The organism is Streptomyces sp. WELS2 (assembly GCF_013870595.1).
Lineage (GTDB): Bacteria > Actinomycetota > Actinomycetes > Streptomycetales > Streptomycetaceae > Streptomyces.
In genome coordinates, this window is sequence record NZ_JACBWZ010000164.1 from 1 (window position 1) to 10172 (window position 10172).

General features: G+C 71.0%; 11 protein-coding genes and 2 pseudogenes. 5 read left to right on the plus strand and 8 right to left on the minus strand.

Annotated features, from left to right (window positions below; translation table 11 throughout):
- Positions 1-33: 33 nt before the first annotated feature.
- Together H5J33_RS37405 and H5J33_RS12905 are read left to right on the plus strand one after the other, a co-directional pair.
- Positions 34-87: pseudogene (locus H5J33_RS37405) on the plus strand (zinc-ribbon domain-containing protein); the annotation flags it as partial.
- Positions 88-144: 57 nt separating this feature from the next.
- The gene (locus tag H5J33_RS12905) at positions 145-714 is read left to right on the plus strand and encodes an NADase-type glycan-binding domain-containing protein (protein WP_258565041.1); all 570 of its coding nucleotides are present in this window, start codon (positions 145-147) and stop codon (positions 712-714) included.
- A gap of 194 nt (positions 715-908) precedes the next feature.
- Here the strand turns inward: H5J33_RS12905 and H5J33_RS12910 are convergent, their stop codons facing one another.
- The 5 genes from H5J33_RS12910 to H5J33_RS12930 all read right to left on the minus strand — a co-directional run bounded on the left by H5J33_RS12910 (position 909) and on the right by H5J33_RS12930 (position 3902).
- Entirely contained in the window at positions 909-1766 is an 858-nt protein-coding gene (locus H5J33_RS12910; RefSeq protein ID WP_220212287.1) for a diiron oxygenase, read from the minus strand.
- A 194-nt stretch (positions 1767-1960) separates the two neighbouring features.
- Positions 1961-2515: a GNAT family N-acetyltransferase gene (locus tag H5J33_RS12915; RefSeq protein WP_181795046.1), complete on the minus strand. Its 555-nt coding sequence runs from the start codon at positions 2513-2515 to the stop codon at positions 1961-1963.
- 114 nt (positions 2516-2629) lie between these two features.
- On the minus strand, positions 2630-3235 hold the full coding sequence (locus H5J33_RS12920) for a hypothetical protein (protein WP_181795047.1): 606 nt from the start codon (positions 3233-3235) through the stop codon (positions 2630-2632).
- Complete coding sequence (locus H5J33_RS12925; RefSeq protein WP_181795048.1) at positions 3232-3591, minus strand: hypothetical protein; 360 nt, start codon at positions 3589-3591, stop codon at positions 3232-3234. The genes H5J33_RS12920 and H5J33_RS12925 overlap by 4 nt, the downstream gene beginning before the upstream one ends.
- Entirely contained in the window at positions 3588-3902 is a 315-nt protein-coding gene (locus H5J33_RS12930; RefSeq protein WP_258565042.1) for a hypothetical protein, read from the minus strand. Before H5J33_RS12930 ends, H5J33_RS12925 begins: the two co-directional genes overlap by 4 nt.
- 278 nt (positions 3903-4180) lie before the next feature.
- Here H5J33_RS12930 and pepN point away from each other — a divergent pair, with 278 nt between their 5' ends.
- Complete coding sequence (pepN, locus tag H5J33_RS12935; protein WP_181795049.1) at positions 4181-6757, plus strand: aminopeptidase N; 2577 nt, start codon at positions 4181-4183, stop codon at positions 6755-6757.
- A gap of 169 nt (positions 6758-6926) precedes the next feature.
- On the opposite strand, the pseudogene H5J33_RS12940 reads toward pepN, so the two are convergent.
- From H5J33_RS12940 to H5J33_RS12950, 3 genes and pseudogenes are all read right to left on the minus strand, one after another.
- Positions 6927-7265: pseudogene (locus tag H5J33_RS12940) on the minus strand (NUDIX hydrolase); the annotation flags it as partial.
- Complete coding sequence (locus tag H5J33_RS38670) at positions 7148-7672, minus strand: hypothetical protein (RefSeq protein ID WP_399552818.1); 525 nt, start codon at positions 7670-7672, stop codon at positions 7148-7150. The pseudogene H5J33_RS12940 and the gene H5J33_RS38670, both read right to left, overlap by 118 nt.
- A gap of 559 nt (positions 7673-8231) precedes the next feature.
- Positions 8232-8651: an ATP-binding protein gene (locus H5J33_RS12950; RefSeq protein ID WP_181795050.1), complete on the minus strand. Its 420-nt coding sequence runs from the start codon at positions 8649-8651 to the stop codon at positions 8232-8234.
- A 153-nt stretch (positions 8652-8804) separates the two neighbouring features.
- Here H5J33_RS12950 and H5J33_RS12955 point away from each other — a divergent pair, with 153 nt between their 5' ends.
- Together H5J33_RS12955 and H5J33_RS12960 are read left to right on the plus strand one after the other, a co-directional pair.
- Entirely contained in the window at positions 8805-9347 is a 543-nt protein-coding gene (locus H5J33_RS12955) for a GntR family transcriptional regulator (protein ID WP_181795051.1), read from the plus strand.
- Positions 9344-10123 (plus strand): GntR family transcriptional regulator, encoded by a 780-nt coding sequence (locus H5J33_RS12960; RefSeq protein ID WP_181795052.1) that lies wholly within the window; start codon positions 9344-9346, stop codon positions 10121-10123. Before H5J33_RS12955 ends, H5J33_RS12960 begins: the two co-directional genes overlap by 4 nt.
- The last annotated feature ends 49 nt before the right edge of the window (positions 10124-10172 follow it).

Here is a 10172-nt window from a genome sequence, read left to right on the forward strand (position 1 = left end):
GCGCCGTAGGAGGGGGCGGGCAGGCCGTGCCCGTCCTGCGGTACGCCCAACCCGCCGGGCCGCCGTTTCTGCCGGCGTTGCGCGACCGAGCTGAGCCCGGCGGAGAAGCCCGCCCCGCTGCCGTGGTGGCGGACGGTGTGGCCGTTGCGCCGCAAGGTGCGGGCCGGCTCGGGCCGCGGGGTGCGGCTGCTGGTGATCCTGGGGGTGCTGGTGGCGCTGTGCGCGGCCGGTCTCTTCCTGCTGCCGGCCGGACGCGCCCTGTTCGAGGACACCCGGGACAAGCTGGGCAAGCCCAAGGCCGTGACCCCGGTGGGCATCAAGGCGAGCGCCGAGGTGTCCGGGCATCCGGCGAGGAACACCACGGACGGGGTGAGCAACCACTACTGGGGCGCGCCTGCCCCGGGCGCGTCGGTGACCTACACCTTCGGCGAGCCGTTCCGGCTGGTCGACGTGATCATCACCAACGGCGCGTCCACGTCCCCGGAGGCCTACGCCGACGAGGCACGCGCGCTGCGGATGGACATGGAGATCACCACGCGCGACGGCGAGGTGCACCGCAAGCAGGTCACCCTCGCCGACAAGCCGGGCCCCCAGACGATCCCCACCGGATTCAGCGACGTCACCACGGTCCGCCTGGTCCTGGACTCCCCGGCCGGCCTGGCCCGGGGCCGCCACCTGGCCCTCGCGGAGGTGGAGTTCTTCGCCCGGAGCTGACCGGACGCCCGCCCGGAGCCCCTCGCAAGGGAGTTGCAGGGAGCCTGCAAGGAAAGTGCCCTCCGGGCCGGGAAGTCCCTCGTCAGCCGCTGAACGCGGCGACGAGCGATGGGGGATCGCATGTCAAGGGCGTGACTTCTACGGGATCACGTTCGACGGCCCCGGGCAGGGCGGCTCCCGCTGACAGTGCAGGGTCACACGGTCACCGGCACCCCGATCCCGTGCAGGAAGTCGGTCGCATCGCGCAGCACCCGCGCGTGCGCGGCCTGTCTCACCGGGTGGTCCAGGAGCCGTTTGCGCAGGTCGGGTCCGTCGGCGAGGCCCGCGTCGCGGTAGGCGGCCGGGTTGTAGAAGGACGCCATGGTCGTGCGCAGGTACTCGGACAGGCGGCGGTCGGCGGCCCGGCGCTCCTCCTCGCCCGGCCCGGACTCCGCCAGCCGCTCCCACAGCAGCCGGACCAGCCGCACCGTGGACGCGTTGTGCCGGCCCGCGTCCTGGTGGCGGATCCGGTCGAGCCGCCGGACGACCGGGGGCAGGCGGGCGTCGGCTGCCAGCCGTACGTGGTAGGGGCCGACGATCCGCTCGAAGAGCAGGATCCGGGCGAAGACGAGGAAGTCCTCCAGCGCGGGGTCCTCGCCGGCGGGGGGCGGCCGGAGCTTCTCGTCCGGGTAGATCCGGCCGCCGTACTTCATGCAGAAGGCGGCGAAGGACCACATGCGCTCGTTCTCCGCACCGATGAAGTGGTGCAAGAACTCGGACGGCACCTCGAAGCCGGGGGTGTGGACGCGCCGCGTCACCTCGATGAGCCGTTCGCGGATGCCGTGGACGTTGAGGCTGTGGAAGTTGACGCTCTCCCAGCGGCTGAGGGCGCACAGCTGCTCGTCGCTCAGCTCGTCGGCGTACTCCGTACCGTGCACGGAGAGCAGCTCCGGCGAGAACCAGTACTCGTCCCCGGGCAGCGCGGCCGGCCAGTCGAAGGCGGTGTACGGGTGGTGGCCCGCCTTGGCGGAGAGCCGGCCGAGCGGTTCCCGGAAGTCGTGATCATCGGTCACAGCGCCTCCTGAGCGACCCCGCGGGGCGGCCCCGCGCGTGCTTGTCAGACCGGCCCGGTTTGCCTGCGCTTCACGCTAACTTGCGCTCCGGAGCCCTTGGAACAGCGCCTTTTCGCCGTTCCAGGGGATGCGCCGGGCGGGGCGGGGAGGCCCTTGCGGGGTGGGTGCGGGCGGAGGGAGGGGAGGGGCGGGGGTCACGACAGGGCCTGACGCCCGGCGTCCGGGGTCCAGTCGCGGGCGAGGAGCCCGAGCAGCACCTCGTCCAGGAAGCCGCCCATCACCCACGCCGAGGAGCGCAGCACGCCCTCGCGGACGAAGCCGTTGCGTCCGGCGGCGCGCAGCATCGGGGTGTTGTCCGCCAGTGTCTCGATCTGCAGCCGGTGCAGGCCGCGCACCACGAAGCCGTAGTGGCACAGCACCGCGACCACGTCGGTGCCGTACCCCTTGCCGCGGGCGGACGGCAGCAGCCCCAGCCCGATGTGCGCCGACCGGTTGTGGGTGTCGATGTCCCACAGCACCGCGGAGCCCGCGAGCGTGCCGCCGTCCAGTTCCACCACGGAGAACGGGGCGTTCAGCAGGTCCGTGTCGTCCACCGTGAACGGCGCGTCCTCCGCCCCGCAGGTGATCGGCCGCCACGCCCGGCCCTGGGCCCGCGAGTGGATGACCACGTCGTCGTAGAGCCCGGCCCGCAGCACCGGTATGTCGTCCTCGTGCCGGGCCCGGAGCCCGACCTCGCGGCCTTTCAGCATGCGAGCTTCCTATCCGGGGGCGCGGGCGGCGGCAACCGAATAAGCCCGGCACCCGGTGTGGGGGTCCGGCGGGGGCGGGGGACATCTCCTGCCGGGGACCCTGCTCCGGCCCGCCTACGGCGCCTTGTCGCAGGTCTCGCCCGGTTCCAGGCTCGCTATGGCCGACCAGGGCACGGAGACCTCGCCGTTCGTCCCGGAGCGGAGCTCCACGTGGTGGCGGTCGGCGCGGATCAGGTCGCCGCACATCACGTCGGTGCCGGTCCGCACGATCACCGGCCGCCCGGGGGAACCGGGTGTCGTCACCCAGGCGACGAAGAGCGCGCCGACGACCAGGACGACTCCGAGGACGCAGCACACGCGGGCCCAGACCAGTGCCCGGGTCACGCGTGCCACCTCCCGTTCGGTCCAGCGGCGCAGTGCCTGCCCGCCCAGCAGGATCTCGCGCTCCAGGGTCCCGTGCGCCGCCCGTACGGCCAGCAGCGATCCCGCGACCAGCAGCACGAAGGCGGTGAACAGCAGCCCGGTGGCGCCCGCGCGGGCCGCCTCGGACAGGTCGGCGAGGTCGTCCCGCCCCTTCAGCAGCACGAGGACCGCGAACAGGGCCGTCAGACCGGTGAGGCCGGTGCGCCACCCTTCCGCCTGCCGGCGCAGCTCCGGAAGCCTGGTGAACTCCAGTTCGCGGGCGAGTTCGGCCCAGCGACGGTCGGAACGCGTGCTCATCGCCGTATCCGCCAGCTCGCGCCGCAACCGACGTACAGCGTGTCCGGGGGGCACTGGGGGTGGGCGTGGCCGCACTCGCACAGGTGCACCTCCGCGAGCAGCGGCTCCGGCCCGTCCTCCGCCCTGCCCGTCGTGCCCCTCCGCAGGAGCCGTCCCGGCCCGCCCTTCGACCCCGTCCCCGGCCGGGCCCACGGGAACAGCGTCCGGGTGGGGCCGTGACAGCGTGGACAGCTCCCCGAGACGATGACCCCGCGTCCGTCCGGGGCGGGCTCCTGGGTGAACAGGGCGGCGTCGACGACACCGGCGTCCACCTCCGCGTACGGCACCCCGTGATCGTGCGGACCGGTCCGCGTCACGCCGTCCCCTCCCGTTCCCCGGCCCGCTCTCCCGGGGCGTCGGCGGACTCGAAGCGGAGCCCGAACATCTCCGCGTACACCTCCAGCCGCCCGCGCACCCACTCGGGCGTCTCGGCCACGGCCCGGGCGCACTGCTCGATCCGGTCCCGCCCGATGGCGCCGGCCGTCTGCGGGAGCCGCCCGTCGAGGTGCGCGGAGAGGATCGCCAGGTCCTGCCAGCCGGGTACGACGTCGGGGACGCCGGTGATCGACGGCGGCACCTCCTCCAGGCAGAGGTAGGGCGTGACGCGCCGCTGCCAGGTGTGCCGCACGGACTCGCCGAGCCGGCCGGCGACACCGACCAGGTCGCTTCGGCAACGGCTTCCGCAACGGACTCGTCGGCACCGGCGTCGTGGTGATCGTGGTGAGGTGAGCGGGCGACGCGGACCAGCGGCACACGGAAGGCCGTCCCCGGACGGCCTTCCGCGTGTGCGCGCCCTCCCCGGTGCACGTCCCCGGCGCCACGGGCACCGGCGGGAACCGGACATCGCGTTCCCCGTCACTCCCATGGAAGGATGACGCAACCGACACATAACGAGGAGATGACCGCGTGCCTGGCACAAACCTGACTCGCGAAGAGGCGCAGCAGCGGGCCGAGCTGCTCACCGTTGACTCGTACGAGATCGATCTCGACCTCTCCGGCGCGCAGGGTGGGGGTACCTACCGGTCCGTGACCACGGTGCGCTTCGACGTGGCCCGGGGCGGCGCCGAGTCCTTCATCGACCTGGTGGCACCCACCGTCCACGAGGTGGTCCTCAACGGCGACCCGCTCGATCCCGCCGAGGTCTTCAAGGACTCGCGCATCGCGCTGCCCGGGCTGCTCGAGGGCCCCAACATCCTGCGGGTCGTCGCGGACTGCGCCTACACCAACACCGGCGAGGGCCTGCACCGCTTCGTCGACCCGGTGGACGAGCAGGCGTACCTGTACACGCAGTTCGAGGTGCCGGACGCCCGTCGCGTCTTCGCCTCCTTCGAGCAGCCGGACCTGAAGGCCACCTTCAGGTTCACCGTGAAGGCGCCCGAGGGCTGGACCGTCATCTCCAACTCGCCGACGCCGGAGCCGAAGGACAACGTCTGGTCCTTCGAGCCGACCCCGCGGATCTCGACGTACATCACCGCGCTGATCGCCGGTCCGTACCACTCGGTGCACAGCGTGTACGAGAAGGACGGCCGGTCGGTGCCGCTCGGCATCTACTGCCGGCCCTCGCTCGCCGAGTTCCTGGACGCGGACGCCATCTTCGAGGTCACCCGGCAGGGCTTCGACTGGTTCCAGGAGAAGTTCGACTACGCGTACCCGTTCAAGAAGTACGACCAGCTGTTCGTGCCCGAGTTCAACGCGGGCGCGATGGAGAACGCGGGCGCGGTGACCATCCGCGACCAGTACGTCTTCCGGTCCAAGGTGACCGACGCGGCGTACGAGGTGCGCGCGGAGACCATCCTGCACGAGCTGGCCCACATGTGGTTCGGCGACCTGGTCACCATGGAGTGGTGGAACGACCTGTGGCTGAACGAGTCGTTCGCCACGTACACGTCGATCGCCTGCCAGGCCGCCGCGCCCGGCTCGAAGTGGCCGCACTCGTGGACCACGTTCGCCAACTCCATGAAGACGTGGGCGTACCGGCAGGACCAGCTGCCGTCCACCCACCCGATCATGGCGGACATCCGCGACCTGGACGACGTGCTCGTCAACTTCGACGGCATCACCTACGCCAAGGGCGCCAGCGTGCTCAAGCAGCTGGTGGCGTACGTCGGCGAGGACGAGTTCTTCAAGGGCGTACAGGCGTACTTCAAGCGGCACGCCTTCGGCAACACCCGCCTGTCGGACCTGCTGGGCGCCCTGGAGGAGACCTCCGGCCGGGACCTGAAGACCTGGTCGAAGAAGTGGCTGGAGACGGCCGGCATCAACATCCTGCGCCCCGAGGTGGAGACGGACGCCGACGGTGTCATCACCTCCTTCGCGGTACGCCAGGAGGCCCCGGCGCTGCCCGCCGGCGCCAAGGGCGAGCCGGTGCTGCGCCCGCACCGCATCGCGATCGGCCTGTACGACCTGTCCGACGCGGGCAAGCTGGTGCGCACCGACCGGATCGAGCTGGACGTCGACGGCGAGCTGACGGCCGTCGCGCAGCTGACCGGCAAGCGCCGCCCGGCCGTGGTGCTGCTCAACGACGACGACCTGTCGTACGCCAAGGTCCGGCTGGACGAGCGGTCGCTCGCGGTGGTCACCGAGCACCTCGGCGACTTCGCCGAGTCGCTGCCGCGCGCGCTGTGCTGGGCGTCGGCCTGGGACATGACCCGGGACGCCGAACTGGCCACCCGCGACTACCTCTCCCTGGTGCTGTCCGGCATCGGCAAGGAGTCCGACATCGGCGTGGTGCAGTCGCTGCACCGCCAGGTGAAGCTGGCCATCGACCTGTACGCCGACCCGTCCGCCCGCGAGGCGCTGCTGACCCGCTGGACCGACGCCACGCTGGCCCATCTGCGGGCGGCCGAGGCGGGCAGCGACCACCAGCTGGCCTGGGCGAGGGCGTTCGCGGCGACCGCGCGCACGCCCGAGCAGCTGGACCTGCTGGAGGCCCTGCTCGACGGCACGCAGACCATCGAGGGCCTGGCCGTGGACACCGAGCTGCGCTGGGCGTTCGTGGAGCGGCTCGCGGCGGTCGGCCGGTACGACGAGACGGAGATCGCGGCCGAGTACGAGCGGGACAAGACGGCGGCCGGTGAGCGGCACGCGGCCACCGCCCGCGCCGCGCGTCCGACGCCGGAGGCGAAGGCGGAGGCGTGGGCCTCGGTCGTCGACTCCGACAAGCTGCCCAACGCCGTGCAGGAGGCCGTGATCGGCGGCTTCGTGCAGACCGACCAGCGGGAGCTGCTCGCGCCGTACACGGACCGGTACTTCGAGGTCCTCAAGGACGTGTGGGCGTCCCGTTCGCACGAGATGGCCCAGCAGATCGCCGTCGGCCTGTACCCGGCGGTCCAGGTCTCCGAGGACACCCTCGCCAAGACGGACGCCTGGCTGTCCACGGCCGAGCCGAACGCGGCCCTGCGCCGCCTGGTCTCGGAGTCCCGCGCCGGCGTCGAACGGGCCCTGAAGGCCCAGGCGGCGGACGCGGCGGCGACGACCCGCTGACCCACCCCCGAAGGGCGCCCGGTCTTCGCACCGGGCGCCCTTTCGTATGCGCGGTCCCCTCAGCGCAAGGCGCGCAGCACCCGGTCGCGCAGCGTCTCGTCCTCGATCGCGCGACGGGGCGCCAGGCTGCGTCCGTCACCTCCTCGGTCTGGAGCTCACCGACGTCGGCCGCCGTGCGGAACATGAACCGGAAGTCGAAGTGCCGGTGATCCGGCTCGCCCTTGGCGGGATTGGCCGGGATCGGGTGGACGTCGATGTGTACGGGGCACTCCCCTACCGGGACGACAGCCGAGCCAGGGATGCCGGTTTCCTCTGTCAGCTCGCGTAGCGCTGCGGCCAGGAGGGTGGCGTCGCCCGGTTCGAGGTGTCCGCCGGGCAGCAGCCAGCGCTTCAGGGACAGGTGTTCGATGTGGAGGACTCGTCCGGCGGGATCGGCCAGGACCGCTCCCGCCGTAGCGTGCCCCCGGAACTCCCTGCGACTGGTGATGTCCGCCGCCGGGTCGTCCAGCAGTGCCGTGAGGCAGGCGAGCCGCTCCTTCTCCTGCGGGCGGGCATCCAGGTACGCGTCGACGGTCGCACGGATGTGGTCGGCTGTGATGGGCACGTTGCGTCCTCACTGGTTGAAGTGAACGGTCCCACGCTGGCGCCGTGCAGGAAGTTGACGGCGTTGCCGCCGTTGAGGAGGTAGAAGTAGTGCCCTGTCGTCAGGTACCGGGTGAGGTGCGGACCGACCTGCGTGCGCTCGTACACGTCGGCGAGGCCGGCGAGTTCCAGTTCGTCCTCGCTGCTCGTCACGGTGGCGACGTACGCACCGTTGCGCAGCCGGCCGAAGTCCTCGCCTCGTAGCGAGAGCGCTCCGGTGGCACAGAGAACGAGCCCCGCGCCCTCCAGCCCGTTCGCGAGTGCCCGCGCCACCGTGAAGCCCTGGGACAGCGCCTGTGTACGGCGAACGGGATCGACGTCGACACCGTCACGTGTACACCCTTGGCGTGCAGCAGGCGGGCGATGCTCGACCCGAGCTTGCCGAACCCGATGACGAGTGCGGTACGGCCGTGCAGGATGTCGCCCCGGCTCCGCATGAGGGCCTCGGTCGAGAACACGACCGACTGGCCTACGAGGAAGTCCTCGGGTTCCTTGAGCGGCGAGCGTGCCACCGAGACGACTGGGCAGGGCAGTTTTCCCAGCTCGGCGTACCGGCGATGCCCGTTCTCGGTGTCCTCCACCACACCGATGGGCGAACAGTCCCCGGGACAGTTTGTCGCACACGTGCCCGTTGCGCTCGATTTCGCACTGGGCCTCCGGGTGCACGGATTTCGGTTTGGGCAGCACCGCCCTGAGGTCCGTCACACACGCCACCGCTCGGACGAAGGCCGGGCGCTCGGGCAGAAGATGGGTGATCAGGAAGGCGGCCGGCCGCTCCCCGGGACTGAAGCGGGAGGCGATCCGAGTGAAGTACGCATCGAGCCGCGCCCTTTCACCTGCTTCCATTGCGCACCTCCGGTGCGGCCGGAAGACCGCATTTGAATTCCGTCCACACGATCTCGCCGGGGTTCTGCCGGGTGACGCCGAAGCCGTCGGCAAGGGAACTCGCGATGTGAAGCCCCCTGCCCCCGCACCCCTCGGCCGGGCCGCGCACGATCTCCGGGTCTCCGCCTCCGCTGTCCCGCACCTCGATGCGGATCAATGAGTCGCCCCCGACAACCCCCACGCAGAACTCGCGCCCCGGCGGCACGCCGTGCAGTACGGCATTCGTGGCCAACTCCGAGACGCAGATGAGTACGTCGTCATGCCGGTCGAGGTATCCCCACTGCGTCAGAGTTTCGAGCACGAACGCCCGGGCGGCTCTGACGGATCTGGGAGAGCGGGGAAAACGTCGTTGCCGTAAGAGGGACATGCCGCACCACCACCTCGCTGTAGGTTGCACGATCGGTGCCACCATACCGCCTTTCGCGAAATGCAGTAAGGTTGGTCACCCGTTAGGGCGTCACCGATGTGCGTCACTTACCGTGTAAACCGGCAAGGTCGGCGACCGACTCAGGAGGACACTGTGGGCGACAGCTTGTGGGTCAGTACTTCGATGCCGTACCTGACGCCACGGGAGCAGGGGCAGCCGGACGCTTGGGGAGCCGAGGCCGCTGCGCGCGGCGGCAAGGGCAGTCAGCGCATCGTGCGGGCAGGGGAGGTGCCCGCCCCGAGGGAAGTCGCCGCTCTCCTGGGTGTACCCGTGGGGGAGACGGTTGTCGTACGCCGACGGATCATTCAGTTCAACGGTGAGCCATGCGAGTTGACGGACACGTACTATCCCGCCCACGTGGCCCGTGGGACTCCTCTCGCCGAGAGAGGAAAGATCCCCGGTGGAGCGGTGACCCTGCTGGCCGAGCTCGGCCACGTCGGCAGGCGTGTGCGTGAGGACGTGACCGCTCGACTGCCCAGCGCGGAGGAGCGTGACGCCTTGCGGCTGGCCCCCGACGCGCCGGTCCTCACCCTGAGCAGGGTCACTCTGGACGGCGGGGACCGGCCCATTCAGGTCGACATGATGGTCATGCCGGCCCACAGACAGCGACTGCGCTACGAGATGCGGATCGGATGATCGTGCCCACTACGGATACCGGCGCCGAGGACCGGCGGTCCCTGCACGAGCGGATCGCCGCCGATCTGCGGGACGACATCATGAGCGGCAACCTGGCACCGGGCTCCGCCCTGCCGTCGACCGCTCAGCTCAAGGCCAAGTTCAATGCCTCCAACGCGACCATCCAGAAGGCGCTTCAGCTGCTCAAGGACGAACGACTCGTGGTGGGTCGCGCCGGAGCCTCCGTCACCGTCCGCGCGCACCGGCAGCGCACCATGCGCCCCGCTTCATACATGACTCCGGCCGGGCCCGGGGAGCCGTTCCGCTGGCTCACCAAGGCCGGAAAGCTGGGCTCCGAAGCCCGCAGCACCCTCCTCGGCGTGAGTGAGGTCCGGCCTCCCGCCGACGTCGCGGCGGTCCTGGGCATCGCCGACGACGAGACGGTGTTCCTGCGACACCAGGTGCTCTCCATCGACGGGGAGCCGGTCGAACTGGTCAAGTCGTACTATCCCTCGGCGCTCGCCAGAGGGACCGCCATCGCGGAGAAGCGGAAGATCAGGGGCGGCACCCCGGCCCTGCTCGCCGAACTCGGTTTTCCGCCGCGCCTGAGCGTGGACCGCGTCTCCGCGCGAGTACCGACCCAGGAGCAGTACCAGGCACTGCGCCTGCCGAGCGGCCTTCCGGTGTTGCGGACCCTGCGTGTCGTGTACAGCGACGGTGACCGTCCCATCGAAGCCACCGTCATGGTCAAGGCGGGGCACCTCTACGAAGTGCAGTACGAGTTCACAGCGGAGTGACCCGGGCATACCGCCCCGGCTGTGCGTCCTCACCCCTCGAACGCCGGAT